This window comes from Pantoea sp. JZ29 (genome assembly GCF_035190385.1).
Lineage (GTDB): Bacteria > Pseudomonadota > Gammaproteobacteria > Enterobacterales > Enterobacteriaceae > Pantoea > Pantoea stewartii.
Window position 1 is genome coordinate 4,180,842 of the sequence record NZ_CP045241.1, and the last position, 19,846, is coordinate 4,200,687.

20 protein-coding genes are annotated in these 19,846 nt (G+C 54.1%); 6 read left to right on the forward strand and 14 right to left on the reverse strand.

Annotated elements, in window-relative coordinates; all coding sequences use genetic code 11:
- Positions 1–265: 265 nt before the first annotated feature.
- A complete protein-coding gene (gene rfaH, locus GC090_RS19365) occupies positions 266–754 on the forward strand; it encodes a transcription/translation regulatory transformer protein RfaH (protein ID WP_006121479.1) in 489 nt (162 codons plus the stop codon).
- Here rfaH and tatD read toward each other — a convergent pair.
- From tatD to udp, 9 genes are all read right to left on the reverse strand, one after another.
- Entirely contained in the window at positions 751–1,533 is a 783-nt protein-coding gene (gene tatD, locus GC090_RS19370) for a 3'-5' ssDNA/RNA exonuclease TatD (protein ID WP_006121478.1), read from the reverse strand. The two genes, rfaH and tatD, sit on opposite strands and share 4 nt — an antisense overlap.
- Before the next feature lie 97 nt (positions 1,534–1,630).
- The gene (gene tatC / locus GC090_RS19375; RefSeq protein ID WP_006121477.1) at positions 1,631–2,389 is read right to left on the reverse strand and encodes a Sec-independent protein translocase subunit TatC; all 759 of its coding nucleotides are present in this window, start codon (positions 2,387–2,389) and stop codon (positions 1,631–1,633) included.
- Positions 2,389–3,024, reverse strand: a complete 636-nt coding sequence (gene tatB, locus GC090_RS19380) for a Sec-independent protein translocase protein TatB (protein ID WP_324020648.1) — start codon at positions 3,022–3,024, stop codon at positions 2,389–2,391. The genes tatC and tatB overlap by 1 nt, the downstream gene beginning before the upstream one ends.
- 3 nt (positions 3,025–3,027) lie before the next feature.
- Positions 3,028–3,282 (reverse strand): twin-arginine translocase TatA/TatE family subunit, encoded by a 255-nt coding sequence (tatA, locus tag GC090_RS19385; RefSeq protein ID WP_006121475.1) that lies wholly within the window; start codon positions 3,280–3,282, stop codon positions 3,028–3,030.
- A gap of 110 nt (positions 3,283–3,392) precedes the next feature.
- The gene (gene ubiB / locus GC090_RS19390; protein ID WP_006121474.1) at positions 3,393–5,030 is read right to left on the reverse strand and encodes a ubiquinone biosynthesis regulatory protein kinase UbiB; all 1,638 of its coding nucleotides are present in this window, start codon (positions 5,028–5,030) and stop codon (positions 3,393–3,395) included.
- Positions 5,027–5,632, reverse strand: a complete 606-nt coding sequence (gene ubiJ / locus GC090_RS19395; protein WP_039339260.1) for a ubiquinone biosynthesis protein UbiJ — start codon at positions 5,630–5,632, stop codon at positions 5,027–5,029. The genes ubiB and ubiJ overlap by 4 nt, the downstream gene beginning before the upstream one ends.
- A gap of 11 nt (positions 5,633–5,643) precedes the next feature.
- Positions 5,644–6,402, reverse strand: coding sequence for a bifunctional demethylmenaquinone methyltransferase/2-methoxy-6-polyprenyl-1,4-benzoquinol methylase UbiE (ubiE, locus tag GC090_RS19400; RefSeq protein ID WP_033737381.1), 759 nt, complete (start codon positions 6,400–6,402; stop codon positions 5,644–5,646).
- Positions 6,403–6,478: 76 nt separating this feature from the next.
- Positions 6,479–7,978 (reverse strand): DNA recombination protein RmuC, encoded by a 1,500-nt coding sequence (gene rmuC, locus GC090_RS19405; RefSeq protein ID WP_033737379.1) that lies wholly within the window; start codon positions 7,976–7,978, stop codon positions 6,479–6,481.
- A gap of 144 nt (positions 7,979–8,122) precedes the next feature.
- Positions 8,123–8,884: a uridine phosphorylase gene (gene udp, locus GC090_RS19410; protein ID WP_006121470.1), complete on the reverse strand. Its 762-nt coding sequence runs from the start codon at positions 8,882–8,884 to the stop codon at positions 8,123–8,125.
- A 302-nt stretch (positions 8,885–9,186) separates the two neighbouring features.
- Between udp and GC090_RS19415 the strand changes: the two genes are divergently transcribed.
- From GC090_RS19415 to GC090_RS19425, 3 genes are all read left to right on the forward strand, one after another.
- Entirely contained in the window at positions 9,187–10,023 is an 837-nt protein-coding gene (locus tag GC090_RS19415; protein ID WP_282498308.1) for a dienelactone hydrolase family protein, read from the forward strand.
- 428 nt (positions 10,024–10,451) lie between these two features.
- Complete coding sequence (gene metR, locus GC090_RS19420; protein ID WP_006121468.1) at positions 10,452–11,369, forward strand: HTH-type transcriptional regulator MetR; 918 nt, start codon at positions 10,452–10,454, stop codon at positions 11,367–11,369.
- Between the two features lie 84 nt (positions 11,370–11,453).
- A complete protein-coding gene (locus GC090_RS19425; protein ID WP_033737377.1) occupies positions 11,454–11,933 on the forward strand; it encodes a YehS family protein in 480 nt (159 codons plus the stop codon).
- Positions 11,934–12,121: 188 nt separating this feature from the next.
- Here GC090_RS19425 and GC090_RS19430 read toward each other — a convergent pair whose 3' ends face one another.
- A complete protein-coding gene (locus tag GC090_RS19430; RefSeq protein WP_006121466.1) occupies positions 12,122–12,985 on the reverse strand; it encodes a carboxylate/amino acid/amine transporter in 864 nt (287 codons plus the stop codon).
- A 357-nt stretch (positions 12,986–13,342) separates the two neighbouring features.
- Between GC090_RS19430 and glpT the strand changes: the two genes are divergently transcribed.
- A complete protein-coding gene (gene glpT / locus GC090_RS19435; protein ID WP_324020649.1) occupies positions 13,343–14,683 on the forward strand; it encodes a glycerol-3-phosphate transporter in 1,341 nt (446 codons plus the stop codon).
- Between the two features lie 41 nt (positions 14,684–14,724).
- On the opposite strand, the gene yigL is transcribed toward glpT, so the two are convergent.
- A complete protein-coding gene (gene yigL / locus GC090_RS19440) occupies positions 14,725–15,525 on the reverse strand; it encodes a sugar/pyridoxal phosphate phosphatase YigL (protein ID WP_033737375.1) in 801 nt (266 codons plus the stop codon).
- Positions 15,526–15,579: 54 nt separating this feature from the next.
- Positions 15,580–16,572: a lysophospholipase L2 gene (pldB, locus tag GC090_RS19445; RefSeq protein ID WP_006121462.1), complete on the reverse strand. Its 993-nt coding sequence runs from the start codon at positions 16,570–16,572 to the stop codon at positions 15,580–15,582.
- A gap of 114 nt (positions 16,573–16,686) precedes the next feature.
- On the opposite strand from pldB, the gene rhtB reads away from it, so the two are divergent.
- Positions 16,687–17,310 carry a homoserine/homoserine lactone efflux protein gene (gene rhtB, locus GC090_RS19450; RefSeq protein WP_033737374.1) on the forward strand — a complete coding sequence of 208 codons (624 nt, stop codon included), beginning with the start codon at positions 16,687–16,689 and terminating at the stop codon, positions 17,308–17,310.
- Between the two features lie 64 nt (positions 17,311–17,374).
- On the opposite strand, the gene rhtC is transcribed toward rhtB, so the two are convergent.
- Positions 17,375–17,998, reverse strand: a complete 624-nt coding sequence (gene rhtC, locus GC090_RS19455; protein ID WP_006121460.1) for a threonine export protein RhtC — start codon at positions 17,996–17,998, stop codon at positions 17,375–17,377.
- Between the two features lie 12 nt (positions 17,999–18,010).
- Positions 18,011–19,837, reverse strand: a complete 1,827-nt coding sequence (gene recQ / locus GC090_RS19460) for an ATP-dependent DNA helicase RecQ (protein ID WP_324020650.1) — start codon at positions 19,835–19,837, stop codon at positions 18,011–18,013.
- Positions 19,838–19,846: the final 9 nt, after the last annotated feature.

Below are 19,846 nucleotides of genomic sequence, written 5' to 3' on the forward strand. Positions count from 1 at the left end.
TAGGGCTGATTACATGAATGTGTGGAGCTTTATGCACCGCATGGCTTATCTTGCCCGTCACGGGCAACCATCAGACGAATAATGTCGCTTAGTTTTCGTGCTGAACCTTACCGCATAATGGCTATTTTTTCATTTTATGCGATGGCATTCGTCATTCAGAACAATCTTAGTTTATTTTCCAGGCAACGCCGCGTAACAGACCCCAATGCGCTATAACTCTGAGTGGAGGTTTGCTATTCTTAGCGTCCATTCATTGGGAGCAGTTATGGAATCCTGGTACTTACTCTATTGCAAACGTGGGCAGCTATTGCGTGCGAAAGAGCATCTTGAGCGGCAAGCCGTAAATTGCCTGAGCCCCATGATCGCGCTTGAGAAAATTGTGCGTGGCAAGCGAACTACCGTAAGTGAACCGCTGTTCCCAAACTACCTGTTCATTGAGTTTGACCCCGAAGCCATTCACACCACAACCATCAGCAGTACACGTGGCGTCAGCCATTTCGTGCGCTTTGGCGCGACGCCGGCCACCGTACCTGCTGTCGTTATTGATGCACTGCAGACTGATGTGCCACAAACGCTGATCGATCCTGAAACGCCGCAAAACGGCGATGAAGTCATCATCACCGAAGGGACGTTTGAAGGTCTGCGGGCTATCTTCTCAGAGCCCGATGGCGAAGCACGCTCCATCCTGTTGCTGAATCTGCTAAACAAACAGGTTGTCCGGAGCGTGGATAACCGACAATTCCGTAAAGCCTAACGCAGCCCGAACAGCGTGCGCGCATTATGATCCACCTGGGCTGCCAGCGCCTCTGGTTCCTCGCCTCGCCAGTTCGCGACCTGCTGCAGGATATGCGGTAAAAAACAGGGTTCATTGCGCCGGGAAGTTGGCCGTGGGCGCATATCCCGCGGTAACAGATAGGGCGCATCCGTTTCCAGTAGCAACCGTTCGGCGGGAATCAACGGCAACATCTCACGCAGGGCAATTCCCCGGCGTTCATCGCATACCCAACCGGTAATGCCTACCGATAAGCCCATTTCCAGGCAGGCCGCTAACTCTTCCCGGGTACCGGTAAAACAGTGAATCACGGCGGCGGGTAATTTGGGCAACCAGGGCTCAAGTACCGCAGCAAAGCGTTCATGCGCTTCCCGACAGTGAAGAAACACGGGCATATTCAGTTCCGCAGCTAATGCCAGTTGCGCGTCAAACGCATATTCCTGCTGCTGATGTGCGGACAGGTTACGATTGAAATCCAGCCCGCATTCACCTATCGCCACAACCTGGGCTTTTTCCGCCAGCCGGCGCAGCGTATTCGCGACCTCTTGTGACCACTCACTGGCATGATGGGGATGCACGCCCGCGGTGGACCAGCAGTAACCCGGATGAGCCTCGGCCAGCCGCTGCGCCTGCTGACTTTCCAGCGCATTGGTACCGGTAATCAACATGCCGGTGACGCCCGCGTCACGGGCGCGCGTAATCACCTTTTTCCGATCGGAGGCGAACTGCGTGCTGGTCAGGTTTACACCGATATCAAACATATTTTTACTCTCTGTCAAAAACATCCTAAACAAAAAACCGCCTGACGGCGGTTTTTGGCTTGTGTTTCCCGCTTCTGCGGGTGTACTGAATACGACATCAGGATTCGGTGTTCTGTTCCTCATCCTCTGTCTGACGGCCTTTTCCCACATAGTACCGTGAAAAGAATACGCCGACTTCAAACAGGCAGTACATCGGAATAGCGAGCAAAGTTTGAGAAAAAACGTCCGGTGGTGTGAGCAGCATCCCGACAACAAACGCGCCGACCAGGATGTAAGGACGCTTCTTTTTTAAATCCTCAGGGCTGGTAATACCGGTCCAGCACAGCAGCACTATGGCTACCGGCACTTCAAACGCCACACCAAACGCCATAAACAAGGTCATGACAAAATCGAGATAGTTGGTGATATCTGTCGCGATAGTGACGCCCTGCGGCGCGGTTTTCGCAAAAAAGCCGAAAGCTAGCGGAAAAACAATGAAATAGGCAAAGGCCACGCCAACATAAAACAGTAGCGTACTGGAAAACAGCAGCGGCATGACCAGCTTACGTTCGTGGCGATAAAGCGCTGGCGCAATAAACGCCCAGACCTGATAAAGAATAACCGGCACGGCAAGGAACACCGACACGATCATCGTCAGCTTTATCGGCGTGAAGAAAGGTGAGGCGACATCCGTCGCGATCATGCTGGCACCCGCTGGCATCTGATTGATCAGTGGCGACGCCACGGCATGGTAGATGTCATTAGCAAAGTAGATCAGTGCCAGAAAAATAACTAACACAGCAATTATGCAGTTCAGCAGACGTTTACGCAGCTCAATCAGATGGCTGATAAGTGGTTGGGTATCTTCAACGGCCATTATCGTTCATCACTTGCAGAAGGAGGAGAAGCTGGGTTGAGCGACGGCGCGGCGTTGCCCGGTTTTTCCGCAGGCGGTGCGTCTGTCCGACCCGGCGATTGCGGCGGAGCACTGGCATAGCCGGACGCAGGCCGCGGCGGGACCGGCGTGGTCGCCGTGTTGCTGTCCTGTGCCGGTGCAACCGCAGCGTCGACATGGGGTTCAAAAGGTGCGTGTGCGGGTGACTGTGCCTGCTGCTCACTGGCCACAGGCGTCACCGGTTTCGGCGAGTCACTCCCCGTCTGGTGTAACGGGGAATGGATGGTGTTTGCTTCGTCTTCTTCTCTTTCGATATCAATGCTCTGTTGAACCGAGCGTTTCATTGAATCCGCGGTTTTACGCAACGCTTCCATGGATTCTTTCAGCTCAGGCGACAATGTGCCGTGGCTGGCTTCCTCCACCTTTTTCAGGCTGTCCTGCAGTTCCTGCAGTTTCAGCTCTTGCGCCAGCTCACTCTGAACATTGGCCGCCAGTGAACGGACCGCCCGAATCCATCCGACAACCGTTTTAACCGCATGCGGCAAACGTTGCGGACCCAGGACAATCAGCCCGATCACGAAGACTAATAGCAACTCACCAAAACCAATATCGAACACGGTTTACACCTGCTTGTCGTTCTTAATGTCGTCTTTCTGAGCAGACATTGGCTGTTTGTCCGCCAGCGTTTTCGCATGGAAATCCGCGTCCTGCTCTTTTGGCTGATCTTTTTTGTCGTCTTCATCACTCATGGCTTTCTTGAAACCACGGATAGACGAACCCAAATCCGACCCCAGATTACGTAACTTATTGGTACCGAACAAAAGCACCACAATCACGGCAATAATTAATAACTGCCAAATACTGATACCGCCCATGAGATAGCCTCGATTTTTTTGTTAAAAACTGCGGAATGAAGCACAACCTAAACCCTTGTTAATTCGGGTCTCAGTCAGCGACATTACCGCGTTTCAGCCGCGAGTGACAATCAGTTTGTCTTGCGCCAGCCGATTAACCAACTGACAAAACCTGCCGCCATTAATGCCGCCGGAAACAGGTCCCACTCAGGCCTGCTGAGGAGTACCGCTGTACCGCTAATCAGCAGCGTGGCACCGACGCCAAACAGGAAACGCGCCTGATGCTGACGTGTACGTTGGACACTCAAATCGTTCACGAGTTTATCGACGCTAAGACGTAACTGCTTATGCTGCTGCATGCTGTCATAGAACAACTCGGGCAGCTCGGGCAGTTTCTCTGCCCAGTAGGGCGCTTTTTCTTTCACTGCGCGAATGATCGCCGGAATACCAATCTGATCTTTAATCCAGTCTTCAAGGAACGGTTTCGCCGTTTTCCATAAGTCCAGTTGCGGATAGAGCTGCCGGCCAATCCCTTCGATATAGAGCAACGTTTTTTGCAACAGCACCAACTGTGGCTGCACTTCCATATTGAAACGTCGCGCCGTGTTAAATAGGTTTAGCAGCACATGACCAAATGAAATTTCAGCCAGCGGTTTTTCAAAGATGGGTTCGCACACCGTACGAATGGCAAACTCGAAGTCTTCCACGTTGGTATCTGCCGGTACCCAGCCAGAGTCAACATGCAGCTCTGCCACTTTGCGGTAATCCCGGTTAAAGAAGGCGATAAAGTTTTCGGCCAGATAGCGCTTATCTTCCTTGTTCAACGAGCCGACAATCCCGCAGTCGATGCCGATATATTGCGGGTCTTCTGGATGCTCATAGCTGACAAAGATGTTGCCAGGGTGCATGTCTGCATGGAAGAAGCTGTCGCGGAAAACCTGTGTGAAGAACACCTGTACGCCGCGTTCGGCTAACAGTTTCATGTTAACGCCATGCTGCTCCAGCGTCGCCACATCGGAGATAGGAATACCGTAGATGCGTTCCATCACCATCATGGTTTCGCTGCAGTAGTCGGAGTAAACCTCGGGAACATACAGCATGCGGCTGTTTTCGAAGTTACGCCGCAGCTGGATGGCATTGGCCGCTTCGCGCAGCAGGTTTAATTCGTCGATCAGCGTTTTTTCATAATCGCGCACCACCTCAACCGGACGCAGACGGCGACCATCCGGCAGCAGGCGCGGTACCCAACGGGCGATGCGGTAGATCAGCTTCATATCGGCTTTGATCACCGGCAGAATATCCGGGCGGATGACCTTAATGACAACCTTTTTGCCGTTGGATTTCAGTGTTGCCGTGTGAACCTGCGCAATAGAGGCAGAAGCCAGTGGGGTGATATCGAAGTCATCAAACCAGGACTCAATCGGTGCCCCCATGGAAGCTTCGATTTGTGCTTTGGCTTTCACGCCGTCGAAGGGCGCAACCCGGTCCTGCAAAATAGCCAGTTCATCGGCGATCTGCGGGGGAAACAGGTCACGCCGCGTGGACAGCATCTGACCAAACTTGATCCAGACGGGGCCCAGCTGTTCCATCGCCAGACGCAGCCGAATGCCCATCTGTTCGTGTTTGTGCTGGTTAGGAATCCAAAACACGCACCGCCGCCACAGCCGAAGCGGCAGAGTAATGCGCATTTGGGGAATCAGTTCATCAAGTCCGTATGTCAGAAACACCTTGATAATGAAATATAACCGGCGGATCTCTCCAAAACTCATTTCGCCTCCAGCTGTGCCAGACGCGCATTAAGCGCCTCAAGCGAACGTTCCATCGCGCTAACTTCCTCAGCGAACCAGGCAAATTCCAGCGCACCTGGCGCAACGCGCCACTCTTCCGTCAACGCCTGACCGAGATAATCCTGACGTCGCTGCGTTTCTGCTTTAAACAAGCGAAATGCGCGCTGCGCACCCTGGCTGATCCCTTGCGCGGCGATATCACCGATCCAGGGGGCCAGGTATTCGGCAGGATCCAGCTCAGCCAGATCCATCAACGCAGAGAATTGCTGCACCACCTGCAAATCCCCTTCGACCTGTAACTCACCGCTGCGAATCAGCGTCGTCAGTTGCTGGCGATCGCGTAGCTTCGGCAGCGACTTAAGCTGCGTAATGACCGTGCAGTCGCTGCTGTCCTGCCAGTCACTAAGGACATCCAGCTGTTGCTCACTGAACACCAGCACCAGCGGCCAGGATAGCTCACTCAAACGCAACATCAGTACCTTGCCTGCTAAACGCTGACGTGCGCTTTTCAGACCACGATCGCGGTAGAGAATACGGTTTAGCGCCGTTTCAATACCGGCAGTGATGACGGGGGTTAAGGTCATGGCCATAATGGTTAAAATTTAAACCCACGATGAAGTGCCACGATGCCGCCCGTCATATTTGAATAGGTGGTGTTTTCAAATCCCACATCGTTCATCATCGCTTTCAGGGTTTCCTGGTCGGGATGCATGCGGATGGACTCGGCCAGATAGCGATAACTTTCTGCATCCTGAGCAACCAGTTGGCCGATGCGCGGCAGAATATGGAACGAGTAGGCATCGTAGGCTTTGCTCAGCGGCTCAATAACAGGTTTCGAGAACTCCAGCACCAGCAAGCGTCCACCCGGTTTCAGCACGCGGAACATCGACGCCAGCGCCTTCTCTTTTTCCGTGACGTTACGCAGGCCAAAAGAGATCGTAATGCAGTCGAAGTAGTTGTCAGGAAACGGCAGCGCTTCGGCGTTGGCCTGAACATAACTGACATTGCCGACGATACCGAGGTTTCGTAGCTTCTCCCGGCCCATTTTCAGCATAGAGCTGTTAATGTCAGCCAGAACAACCTGCCCGGTCTCGCCCACCAGCCGTGAAAATTTTGCGGTTAAATCGCCGGTTCCACCGGCCAGATCCAGGACACGCTGACCGCGACGCACACCGCTGCTGTCGATGGTAAAACGCTTCCAGACGCGATGGACGCCAAACGACATTAAGTCGTTCATCAGGTCATATTTCGCCGCTACGGAATGAAACACGTCCGCGACTTTGTCGGCTTTCTCGCTCTTGGCGACGGTCTGAAAGCCAAAATGGGTAGTTTCCTGCTGTGATTCATCTGCCATCGGTTTTACCTGCTCCACAAACAATACTTATGGAAGTGTATCAGAGTCACGGAGGTCAGGCACGTTGGCGACCTGCTTATTCGTGGAGGTGCCGAACCCGCTCACAACTTTCGTCTGCGTTTTGGTCGTTACCGGGCATACTGTCGTGCTCATTTTCGGGCATCGCGCGTTCGACCAGATGGGGATTGATAGCGCGTTTAACCTCTACACCTAAGTCACGGAAGCCTTCCGTTTGTGCGATCAAATTCCCCCGCCCTTCTGCCAGCTTCTTCATCGCTTCACGATAGCTGTTTTGGGCCTTATCAAGGCTGTGACCAATACCGCTCATATCATCAACAAACAGGCGCATTTTGTCGTAAAGCCTGGCTGCGCGCTCGGCAATTCGCTGCGCATTGCGGCTTTGATGCTCGTAGCGCCAGAGATTGTTGATGGTACGCAGTGCGACCAGCAGCGTGGTCGGACTGACCAGCATAATATTTTGCTGGAGCGCTTCGCCGATTAATTCTGGCTGCCGATCGATTGCCAGTAAAAACGCCGGTTCAACCGGGATAAACATCAACACATAATCCAGTGAGCGTAAACCGGGCAATTGTTGATAATCTTTACGGCCCAGCAAACGGATATGGCCGCGTACGGCACTGATATGCGCCTGAATGGCCTGTTCACGTTCAATGTCGTCATCCGCGTTGAAATACCGCTCGTAGGCAACCAGCGTCATTTTGGCGTCGATCACCACATCTTTCCCCTGGGGAAGCCGGACGATGACATCGGGCTGCATGCGGCTTTGCTGCTCGTTCTGCATGCTGACCTGGATATCGTATTCATAGCCTTCACGCAACCCTGACGCTTCCAGTACCCGGCTCAGCACCACCTCGCCCCAGTTGCCCTGGATTTTGTTGTCGCCTTTGAGCGCTTTGGTCAGGTTGAGCGCTTCCTGGGCCATCTGCGCGTTCAGTTGCTGTAGCTGACGAATCTCGTGGGTCAGTGTATGGCGTTCACGCGCTTCCGCGCCAAAGCTCTCATTAACCTGCCGCCGAAAGCCATCGAGCTGTTCACGCAACGGCCCAATCAGGCTGTTCAGACTTTGACGGTTTTGCTCATCAACGCGGCGACCGCTGTTTTCAAAAATTCGGTTAGCCAGGTTTTCAAACTGCGCGCTAAGCCGCTGCTCGCTGTTGGTCAACAGGCGCTGCTTCTCTTCCGCTGCAAAACGGGTTTCCTCAAGACGGATGGTCACTTCACGCAGCTCGGCTTCCTGCGCGCTGTTCACCTCCAGCTGATTGCGCAGCTCTCGTGTCAGTTGCTCGCTCTCATTACGCCAGTAATCCAGCTGTTGCAGGCGCTCATTGGCTCCGCTTAATGATCCATGAAGCTGTCTCAACTCCTGTTCGCGCTGTTGCAGCTGCTGCTGGAGCTGCTCGATGTGCTGTTGCTGACGTTGTTGTGCTTCGTTAAGCAGACGGCGCTCTGTGGTAAAGCTGGCTAACTGATGACTGACACGCATTTGCGCCAGTATCCAGCCAACACCCAGGCCGGCGAGCCCAAGGCAGATGCTGATAATGATGTGCTGATCCATATTCTCCCCGCTGGTCAGGCTATTGAGGAAAAAGGTAAATTCGCACTGTATGAATGTCCAGATATATTTACTGAAGGGGGAAGACGAGACGTAAAGACAAGGCCATGACAGGCCGGACAGCCGGCCTGTCTGTCAAACGAAGGGCTAGAGTAAGCGACGCGCCGCTTCAACTACTATTTTGACGGCATCGCTTTCGGTCTGCTTCATCGTCACTGCATCGGGAATCTCTTTTTGCGTGCGGTTAACAATCACGCCCGCCACCATGCCTGCGCGCAGGCCCTGACTGGCGCACATGGTTAACAGCGTCGCCGATTCCATCTCATAGTTCAGGACGCCCATCTGCTGCCACTCCTGCATAGAGCCCTGAAAACGGTTCACGACGCGCCCCGAGAAGGTGTCGTAGCGCTCCTGGCCGGGGTAGAAGGTATCAGATGAGGCGGTAATCCCGATATGGGTTTTGGCACCGCAGGCTTCTGCCGCAGCCACTAAGGCCGTTGTGCAGGTAAAGTCGGCGACGGCCGGAAATTCCATTGGTGCGAAGTGCAGGCTGGCACCGTCCAGGCGTACAGACGCCGTCGTGACCAGTACGTCGCCAACATTGATATGCGGCTGGATGGCGCCCGTTGTCCCTACACGCAGGAAAGTGCGCACGCCAAGCTGAGCAAGCTCCTCGACGGCAATGGAGGTGGAAGGTCCGCCAATCCCGGTAGAACAGACCACGACGGGTTTACCGTCAAGCTTAGCCAGCCAGCTGGTGAACTCACGATGGGAAGCCAGGTGCCGGGGATCGTCCATCAGTCCGGCAATTTTTTTTACACGTTCCGGATCGCCAGGAACAATGGCCAGTGTCGCCCCCTGCAGGTCGGCTTTCGTCAGGCCAAGATGGAAAACGTCAGACTGTGTCATATCAGACTCCGGGTTAAGGAAAAACAGTACGCCACTTTACGTTACCCGACGGGTTAAATGTGTGACTGGTTTCACTCAAGAAAATGAAAGTTACATTTTCGGTGAAATTTTTAGTGATTAATATCACACATTTATCTCAGACCTTCCGTAATGCTACATATGGTGATGTGGAAGGCAGCATGAGAATGTTAAAGAGAAGTGTATTTTAAAGGTTATAAGCTCTGTTACGCATTGCCCGGAACCAGTAATAAATGCCCAGGCTATAGTTACGTGATTGCGCATACGCTTGCACGGAGATAACGATGAAAACCGACGATAATATGACACAAAAATCAGCCGCAGGCGCGTTTGCTCCGGCAGTTCAGCCCACGGCTTCGACCACCATTATTACCGACAGCCCGGCCATCCACGCCGGTGAGACGTCTATTCCGAGTCAGGGTGAAAATCTTCCGGCTTTTTACGCGAAACCGCAGTCAGCAGACGGGCCGTTGCCTGTTGTGCTGGTCGTGCAGGAAATTTTCGGCGTTCATGAACACATTCGCGACATTTGTCGTCGTCTGGCGCTGGAAGGCTATCTGGCTGTCGCGCCAGAGCTTTACTTCCGCGAAGGCGACCCCAACGACTACAACGATATTCCTACGCTGTTTAAAGAACTGGTCAGCAAGGTGCCTGACAGCCAGGTACTGGCGGATCTCGATCATGCCGCTAACTGGGCGGCCCGCAACGGTGGCGATATCCGGCGGATGGGAATTACCGGTTTCTGTTGGGGCGGACGCATCAGTTGGCTCTATGCGGCACACAACCCGCAACTTCGCGCTGCCGTGGCCTGGTATGGTCGCCTGGTAGGGGAAAAAACCATGAAGCAGCAAAAACATCCTATCGATATTGCTGTGGATCTGAACGCGCCTGTGCTGGGTTTGTATGGTGGTCAGGATGACGGCATTCCGCTGGAAAGCGTGGAGCAGATGCGCCAGGCCTTACATGCTGCAAACGCAAAGGCAGAGATCATTGTGTATCCCGATGCCGGGCATGCTTTTAATGCCGACTATCGTCCGAGCTACCATGCCGAATCGGCAAAAGACGGCTGGGCACGTATGTTAGTCTGGTTTAAGCAGTACGGTGTCGCATCCACTGAGTGATAAAAAAGGGCGCGTAAGCGCCCAAACTCCCGACGTCGCCATCCAACACCCGCAAATCTGAGAGCTTTTCCGCGTTAACCCTGCTCACAAGCCTGGTGGGTTTTCAGGCTGGATTGCGGAGTGTCCCATAGCCGTTCTGCAGCAACATAACGCGCCTCATTTTTTCTGCTATTTCTTGAGTGAATGTCGTCACCCTCCGGTCCGTTCCGTTTGGATAAGCAAATACTCATTTTTCAGCTCGCGCCGCACACCTGTACGTGAAAAGCCAGGAGTAGGGTTATGGATTGGTATTTGCTATTCTCCAGAAATGCCTGGGTCAGTCTGATCGCCAGTCACGTTTAGCCGTCCAGATGTTTACACCGCTATATTCTGCGGGTACTGTATGTCTCTCAAGCGCAAATTATTCAGTTTCGATGTGAAGGACCCTCATGATCGAATTCAAACATCTCCGGACGCTTCAGGCTCTGCGGAATACCGGCTCGCTGGCCGCCGCGGCCGCCCAGCTTCACCAGACGCAGTCGGCGTTGTCACATCAGTTCAGCGATCTGGAACAGCGGCTGGGATTCCGCCTGTTTGTACGCAAAAGCCAGCCATTGCGCTTCACGCCGCAGGGCGAAATTCTGTTGCAGCTGGCGGAACAGATTCTGCCGCAAATTCAGCAGGCGCTTCAGGCCTGCCATGAGCCGCAACAGACTACGCTTCGTGTTGCCATTGAATGTCATAGCTGCATTCAGTGGCTTACGCCGGCACTGGATAAGTTTCGTCAGAGCTGGCCACAGGTGGTGATGGATTTTAAATCAGGTGTGACCTTCGATCCGCAACCTGCACTGCAACAGGGTGAGCTGGATATCGTTTTAACGTCCGATATTCTGCCGCGCTCGGGCCTGTTCTATTCACCGATGTTCGATTTCGAAGTGCGCCTGGTGCTGGCACCCGATCATCCTCTGGCTCAGGTCGAACATATATCCCCTGACGCACTGGCCGACGAAGTGTTGATGATTTACCCGGTGCAGCGTCAGCGGCTGGATATCTGGCGTCATTTCCTTCAGCCCGCGGGCATCAGTCCTGCACTGAAAAATGTGGATAACACGCTGTTGATGATTCAGATGGTGTCGGCGCGCATGGGCATTGCCGCACTGCCACACTGGGTAGTGGAGAGCTTTGAAAAACAGGGGTTAGTGATCACGAAAACACTGGGAGAGGGATTATGGAGTCGGCTTTATGCCGCCGTGCGTGACGGCGAGCAGCGTCAGCCTGTGCTGGAAGCCTTTATCCATTTTGCCCGTCAGCATGCCTGTGAACATTTGCCTTTTGTCAGGAATGCCGCGCATCCTGCAGCCGTTTAGCCGCATGAGCGACAAAGCTGCGCGGCGGCGGGCAAAATCCCCTATAATGCGCAGCCTGTTGACTGACCTTGAGACGATCTCACCATGACTAACAACGATATTTTGCGCAGCGTGCGCTATATGCTCGATCTGAACGATGCCAAAATGGTGGCGATTTTTGCCTTAGCGGAGTGCGAGGTTCCTCAGGCCGATATCACCAGTTGGCTGAAAAAAGATGAGGATGCGGCATTTCGCCCCTGCCCCGATGTCCTGATGGGCTATTTCCTGAATGGCTTAATCTTTCATCGCCGTGGGAAAAGTGAGGATGCCCCTGCGCCTTCCATCGAGCGTAAGATGAATAACAACATTTTCATGAAAAAGCTGCGTATTGCATTTGATCTGAAAACGACCGACATCCCTGATATCCTGAAAAAAGCCAACTTCACCGTCTCTCAGGCGGAGATTGGCGCGATCTTCCGTAAACCGGATCACAAAAACTATCGTGAATGCGGTGACCAGATTCTGCGTAATTTCCTCAAGGGGCTGACGATGATTCATCGCCCTGCGCCAGTTAAGCCCGCTTAAACCAGCCGCCGACTTACGCTCGTCCCGCCGGAGAAAGCGCACCGGGATAACAATGCGGTCCGCTCTGCCGGGCGAGCAGACGTCGTCTTGCTCGCCTTCTGCCGACGCGCCCCCCGTCCGCCATGGGATCGCAACAGACTGAGCGGCCTGCTACTTTTGACGTCGATGCGCGGCGATGCCTTGTTTCTTCACTGTTGATTGTTCTTACCGACCACCCAGCGCTTATGGACCCACAAGGACGCTACTATCACGAGCGCACCGGCAATAAAGCTTGGCCAGTGTGGCTTTTGCTGCCATATCGCCAGGTTGACCAGCAAGCCTGCCGGCACATGCATGTTGTTCATGATGCCTAACGTGCCAGCATCGACCTGTGTAGCACCGTAGTTCCACATAAAGTAACCCAGTCCGGACGCCACCACGCCCAGCCAGACCAGAATGCCCCACTGCAGTGAGGTGGTCGGGAGTTTATGCGGGTTGCCCCAGACGGCCCAGGCCACCACCGCAATCAGCACCGCGCCCAGATAGAACCACGAAAAGGCTGTGTGCTGCGGCACAGGACGGGTTTCCTGCAAACGTTTGTAGCCCACCATACCTGCTGCAAAGCAAATATTGGCTAACTGTACCAGCAACAGGCCGAACCAGAAGTTATCGCTGACTTTGTCATAACGAATGATTGCCGCGCCCGCCACAGCCAGCAACGCACTGAAAATGTACCCTGCGCGCAGAGGCCGTCGACTGATCACGTCGTAGATCAACGTGACGTACAGCGGCGTCATCACGGTAAACAGCAGGAATTCAGACACGCTCAGATAGAGATAGGCTTCGAAACTCAGTAAATACATGATGCCCAGTTGCAGCATACCTACCAGCATATACAGCAGGAGCGTAGAGGGGCGATAGCCGCGCCAGCGCAGGAAAGGCAAAAATACCACGGCCGCCAGCGCCAGGCGCATCAGCACCGAAAACCAGCTGTCAACCTGACCGGCAAGATACTCGCCAATCAGGCTGAATGAAAAAGCCCACAGAATGGTAGTAACAATCAATAAAAGCACGGTAACAACCCCGAAATAAACAGAGCGACAGTGTAAACAATGTCCGCACAGCAGGGAGATTTATCTGGTTGACATCTGTGCATTAACCAGGCAGTTACGCATTAATTTCCCGGTCAGACTTTTTATCTTCTCATCGGGCATATCCTGTCAGCAGAAAAATGTGCGCATCAGCGCATCGGCCTGAGCTTTTCGCGCCAGATTGTCATAAATCTGTAACAGATTTGTCATTCATCACAGTAAAGCCACGTATCTCTGTCTATTCTCTGCGCGAAATGGCGCATCCTGATCGCCGTTTTCTTGAGTTTTGCCCAACCTGCCGGGAATCAAAATCATAATGCGCCCTGGAGGGCCACCGCTATGTTGCGTATTTTTAAACCTGCACCACACCAGCCCCGGGTCGAAGATCATCGTATCGATCCACGCTACCGTCGCCTGCGCTGGCAAATCTTTATCGGAATTTTCGTTGGCTATGCGGCCTACTATCTGGTTCGAAAGAATTTCGCCCTGGCGATGCCCTACCTGGTTGAACAAGGCTTCTCACGCGGCGATCTGGGTTTTGCGCTTTCAGGCATCTCCATCGCCTATGGCTTTTCCAAATTTATTATGGGTTCGGTGTCAGACCGGTCGAATCCACGGGTCTTCTTACCTGCCGGCTTAACGCTGGCGGCTGCCGTAATGCTGATTATGGGGTTTGTGCCCTGGGCAACCTCCAGCATTATGGTGATGTTCGTACTGCTGTTCATCTGTGGCTGGTTTCAGGGAATGGGCTGGCCGCCCTGCGGACGCACTATGGTCCACTGGTGGTCACAAAAGGAGCGCGGCGGCATCGTTTCTGTGTGGAACTGTGCGCATAACGTCGGCGGCGGGATTCCGCCCCTGCTGTTTCTGCTGGGGATGGCGTGGTTCAACGACTGGAAAGCCGCGCTATATATGCCCGCCTTCGGGGCGATCGCCATTGCGATTCTGGCCTTTGCCCTGATGCGCGATACGCCGCAATCTTGTGGATTACCGCCGATTGAGGCCTATAAAAACGACTATCCGGTGGATTACAACGAAAGTCATGAGGAAGAGTTCACTGCCAGACAAATCTTTATGAAGTATGTCCTGCCCAACAAACTGCTGTGGTATATCGCTCTGGCAAATGTGTTTGTCTACCTGCTGCGTTACGGCATCCTCGACTGGTCACCAACCTACCTGAAAGAAGTAAAGCATTTCACGCTTGATAAGTCCTCCTGGACCTACTTCTTTTATGAGTATGCGGGCATTCCCGGTACGCTGTTGTGCGGCTGGATGTCAGACAAGGTCTTTCGCGGCAACCGTGGTGCGACAGGGGTGTTTTTTATGACGCTGGTTACCGCTGCTACCGTCATCTACTGGCTAAATCCGCCGGGCAATCCCGGTGTGGACATGGCCTGCATGATCGCGATTGGCTTTCTGATTTATGGACCGGTAATGCTCATTGGTCTGCATGCGCTGGAGCTGGCACCCAAAAAAGCGGCTGGCACGGCTGCCGGGTTTACGGGGCTGTTCGGTTATCTGGGTGGCTCAGTCGCGGCCAGCGCCATTGTAGGCTATACCGTCGATTACTTCGGCTGGGATGGCGGATTCATCGTGATGATTGCCGGCGCCGTTATGGCGGTAGTGCTGTTGCTGTTAACCATGGTCAGCGAGCACCGGCATAAGCAAAAAAGGGCATAACGGCTTTGCCAGAAGGCCGGCTTACCGGCCTTCTTTTCGGATTACGACAGATAGAGTGTTCTCAGCGTCTCCGGGACGGCATCCTGGGCATTACTGCCAATCACTTCCAGTTCAGGTAAGGTGTCTTTCAGACGCTGATGGGCGTTAGCCATAATGCAGCCTTTGCCTGCCATACTCAGCATTTCGACATCATTCATACCATCACCAAACGCAATACAGTCTTTAAGCGTAAAGCCTAACTGTTTTGCCACCGCTTCCAGGGCATGGCCTTTTGACACGCCGCCTGCCATCACTTCGAGGCAGGTCGGCAGCGAAAAACTCACGTTAACCCTGTCGCCCCAGCGTGCTTCGATGGCCTGCTCCATAGGGACAAGGTGTTCCGGTTCTTCACAGGTAAAAAAGACTTTGCTGATGCCATCCGTCGGCAGCATGCCCGGCTCATAAACCTGATAGTGAAAATCGGACTCGCGAAAATAATCCTTCTCCGCCGGACTGCAGCGGCTGACAAACCACTCATCGTCGCGATAAACATGCGTCAGCACGTCCGGATGATGATACTGCAGACCAAACAGATCGTGGGCGATGTCCGCGTCCAGATTGTGGCTAAAAACCAGCTCCCCTGCCGGATTGTGAACGCGCGCGCCGTTTGACGTAATCATGTAAGCCGGAATCCCCAGCTTGTCACGCATTTGCCCGACATCGATGTGATGACGGCCTGTGGCAAAAATAAAGTGAATGCCCTGCGCGACCAGTTGCTGAAGCGTTTCGCGCGCATTGGCGGTCAGGCGATGTTCGGGAGAAAGCAGTGTGCCATCCAGATCGGACACAACAATGTGGTACATGAAAACCTCGGGTATCGGTGTCGGTTGGCCGTAGCCGGTAATGTAAATTGCGAACTAATGCTGCGATAAAAAGAAATCGACGATGGTATTGAGCGCTTCGGCGCGCATGCTGTCCTTTTCAAACAGGATCTCGTGGCGCGCGCCGCTGATAACCTGCGGTGTCCGGCCCTGACAGGGGTGACCGGCTGCCGCCATCGCGTCACAAAACAGATCCTGCGAGCGATTATCCACCACGCTGTCTTCACTGGCCTGCAGCACCAGCAACGGAGTCGTAATGTTATCCACCTGGCTCAGAATATTGCGCCCGGCATGAATCCCTTCTCTGACCCAGTGATACGTAGGTCCGCCCACGCGAATAGCCGGATCATCCGCATAAAAACGCAGACTGCGGCGGTAGCGCTCATGGCTGTGCGTTAACCGGTTGATGCCGAAAGGGTGCGCCCGCCAGCGCCCTGTGCCTAATGCATAACCCTCACGCACAGCGGGGCGCTTTTCCGCCCAGTCAAGAATCTTATGCGCCAGAAAAGCGGGTAACGGCAACGCAATCCCAAACATGGGAGCCACCAGCGCGGCGGCATGAAATGCACCGGGCTGACGCGCCAGGAAGAGCGTCAAAATCGCGCCGCCCATCGAATGAGCCAGTGCATAGCGCTGCTGATAATGACGGCTCACAATCTCTTTGAGATAAAGCGTTTCGAGGTCATCAACATAATGGCTGAACTCCACCACATGCCCGCGGTGAGAGTCATCCAGCAGACGATCCGATCGCCCCTGACCGCGATGATCGAGCACGATCACATCAAAGCCGCAGTGAAAAAGATCGTAAGCCAGTTCGGGATACTTAACGTAGCTTTCGATGCGCCCCGGCACGATAAGGATGACGCGTTTATGTTGCGGTGAAATGAACCGGACATAGCGCAATGTCAGGTTTCCAACGCCAGTGAATTCACACTCTTCACGGCTGTGCCAGAAATCAAGCAGTGGACCAGTAGCAAAGGCGGCAAAGGCCTTTTCGCGTCGCAGCCAGCTTGCCCTGTGTTGCTTCATCCGCCCTCCTGATTGCCGGAAAAAAAGAGTCTGAACGGCCGCATGATGTCCATGGCTCTGCGCAGCATTCTGGCGTATTGTGTCACACTTCAGACGAGACCGGGAGTACAACCCATGACCATCGAATGGTGGCTGACCTACCTTCTTACCACCACAATTCTGAGCCTCTCACCCGGCTCAGGCGCGATTAACACCATGAGCACCGGCATCAGCCACGGTTATCGTGGTGCCGTCGCCTCCATCTCCGGGCTGCAGGTAGGGCTCGCGCTGCATATCGCCCTGGTAGGGGTGGGTCTTGGCGCGCTGTTTTCTCAGTCGCTGCTGGCGTTTGAGATTCTGAAATGGGCCGGTGCCGGCTATCTGGTCTGGCTGGGTATTCAACAGTGGCGGGCTGCCGGCGCCATTGATCTCAACGCGATGTCAAAAGCGATGCCGCGTCGTCGCCTGTTTAAACGGGCTGTCATGGTGAACCTCACCAATCCCAAAAGTATTGTGTTTCTGGCCGCGCTGTTTCCGCAGTTTATCCTTCCTCATCAACCCCTTATGCTGCAGTATCTGGTTCTGGGCATAACCACCGTACTGGTGGATATCGTGGTGATGATTGGTTACGCCACCTTAGCGACGCGCATTGCGGGCTGGATCAAAGGCCCTAAACAGATGAAGCTGATGAACCGTATTTTCGGGGGATTATTTATTGCGATTGGCGGACTGCTGGCCAGCGCAAGGCGAATGGCCTGATGTACACCTGCAGCCGCACGACAGAGCATACTGTCGGCGGCCGCATAAAGCCGGTCTGGCGACCTTAGCGTGACAGGATAAGATGAATGCCAAATCCGGCGAACAGTACGCCCGCCATGCCATCCACCCACTTCGCGGCACGCTGATATTTATCCCGCATCCATGGCAAAGCAAAAATTGCGGCGACCAGAGAAAACCATGCAAAGGTTTCGACGCTAATCAACACAAACAATCCCCAGCGCTCCAGCCCACCGACATCGTTACCGATAAATAATGAGAAGACGCTACCAAAATAGATCACCGCTTTGGGGTTAGAGAGATTGGTTAACAACCCTTTGATAAAGCTCATGCCTTTCTTTGGCAGATCGACGACAGGCTCCTGCTGTACCGGCTGCTTATGACGTTGACGCGCGGAACGGATCAGCTGCCATCCCATCCATAACAGGTAAAGCCCGCCACCGACCATGATGATTTGATGCAGCCAGGCCATTTTTTGCAGGATCAAATGCAGGCCCATTAACGCCACCGCTGCCCAGATCATGACCGCCAGCGTAATGCCCAACACACCCAACATCGCTTCTTTGCGCGAACGGCTGGCCGCCGTTTGCGAAACGAAAAAGAAATCCGGGCCGGGGCTCATGAGCGCAACAAGGTGGACCAACGCAATCGTGCCAAACAATATCAACATGGTAATGCCTCTTTACTCTTCATCAAGATGCTCTTTAATCATCAGCAAAAAGGGCTTACCGAAACGTTCGAGTTTACGGTGACCGACCCCATTCACGCTCAACATGTCTGACGCACTGACCGGCATCTGTTCCGCCATCTCCAGCAATGTGGCGTCGTTAAAGACCACATAGGGTGGAATGTTCTCTTCATCCGCTATCGCCTTACGCAGCTTGCGGAGTTTGGCAAACAGCTTACGGTCATAGTTACCCCCGTAGACTTTTGCCGAACTGCTGCTTTTCGGTCTGGTTGTAATGAGCCGTGGTACCGCCAGCATCAGCGGGACTTCACCGCGCAGCACCGGTCGGGCCGCTTCGGTAAGTTGCAGTGCAGAATGCATGGCAATATTTTGGGTGACTAACCCCAGATGAATCAGCTGACGCAGCACACTCACCCAATGCTCATGGCTGTTCTCTTTACCCAGCCCATAAACCGGCAGCTTGTCGTGACCCTGTTCACGGATACGATGATTGTTCGCGCCGCGCAAAACTTCAACGATGTAACCCATGCCAAAGCGCTGGCCGACACGGTAAATACTCGAAAGCGCTTTCTGGGCTTCAACCAGACCGTCATAGCGCTTAGGCGGATCGAGACAGATATCGCAGTTACCACAAGGTTGCTGCCGCCCTTCACCAAAGTAGTTCAGCAGCACCAGACGGCGACAGGTCTGCGCTTCAGCAAAGGCGTTCATGGCATTCAATTTATGCCGCTCTATGTCCTGCAGCGGGCCGGGCTGTTTCTCTTCGAGACATTTACGTAACCAGGCCATATCTGCAGGATCATAAAGCATCATCGCTTCCGCAGGCAGGCCATCACGACCCGCACGGCCGGTTTCCTGATAGTAGGATTCGATATTGCGGGGAATGTCGAAATGGACCACAAACCGCACATTGGGTTTGTTAATGCCCATGCCAAACGCCACGGTGGCGACCACAATTTGCAGATCGTCGCGCTGAAACGCTTCCTGCACGCGGGCGCGCTGCGCGCTGTCGATACCGGCATGATAGGCACCCACGCTGAGACCGCGGCTCTGCAGGCGCGCGGCCGTGTCCTCAACTTTTGCCCGGCTGTTGCAGTAAATGATGCCGCACTTGCCCCGCTGATCCTGTACGTAACGCAGTAACTGTTCGGTGGGTTTGAATTTTTCCACCAGCGTATAGCGGATATTGGGTCGATCAAAACTGCTGATTTGAATCAGCGGGTCCTGCATATGCAGCAGGTTGACGATATCAAGGCGGGTGGTTTCATCGGCGGTCGCCGTGAGCGCCATAACCGGCAGATCGGGAAAGCGCTGACGCATCTGCCCCAGTGCGCCGTACTCGGGCCGGAAATCGTGTCCCCACTGAGAAATGCAGTGCGCCTCATCCACCGCCAGCATCGCAGGCTGCCAGTGTGCCAGGCTTTCCAGGAAGTTATCCATCATCAGGCGTTCGGGCGCAATATAGAGCAACTTTACGCTTCCGTTTCGGCAGTCCGCCATGACGTTTTGCTGTTGCTCGCGGGTCATGGTCGAATTGAGACACGCCGCCGCAACACCATTTGCCAGCAGCTGATCCACCTGATCTTTCATCAGCGAGATCAAGGGCGAGACGACCAGTGTCAGCCCTTCACGCACCAGCGCGGGGATCTGATAGCAGAGTGATTTCCCGCCGCCGGTTGGCATCACCACCAGGCAGTCTCGCCCATTCAGCGCTTCATTGATAATGGCCTGCTGACCGGGACGAAACTGCTGGTAGCCGAAGGTATCCTGTAATACCTGCTGCGCCAACGCTTCCTGATTAAGAACTGCCGAGGTTGCCACTGTGATCCT